Raw genomic sequence first — 404 nt, forward strand, 5'->3', positions numbered from 1 at the left:
TGCTACCCCACATCCTGCGGTTGAGAAATTAGAGAGTATTAACCCTAATGAGCTCACTCCAAGGCAAGCCTTAGACATATTATTTGACCTACAAAACATGATTAAGTAATACATAAGTCGTGAGTACATAGCCTGCTTGATGATCTTATTCTTACACCTTATACTTACTTAGTAGTAGATAGGTAGAATATTCTATATTAGCGTTTAACAAGCCACCCAAAAAGCTGATAGAATGCCGCCTTTAAAAAATTGACAATAAAATCAATACCATCATCATAGACTAGGAGCTTAACTACCATGACATTTGTTGTTGGCGAAAACTGTATTAAATGTAAACATACAGACTGTGTCGAGGTATGTCCTGTTGACTGCTTTTACGAAGGCCCTAACTTTCTTGTAATCCA

1 pseudogene is annotated in these 404 nt (G+C 36.6%); it reads left to right on the plus strand.

The window, feature by feature from the left end:
• Positions 1-297: 297 nt before the first annotated feature.
• Positions 298-404 (plus strand): annotated as a pseudogene (locus EMN46_RS20645) (ferredoxin); the annotation flags it as partial.

Origin of the sequence: Ancylomarina sp. 16SWW S1-10-2 (assembly GCF_009669305.1) — a bacterium.
In the GTDB taxonomy this organism is placed as follows: Bacteria; Bacteroidota; Bacteroidia; order Bacteroidales; family Marinifilaceae; genus Ancylomarina.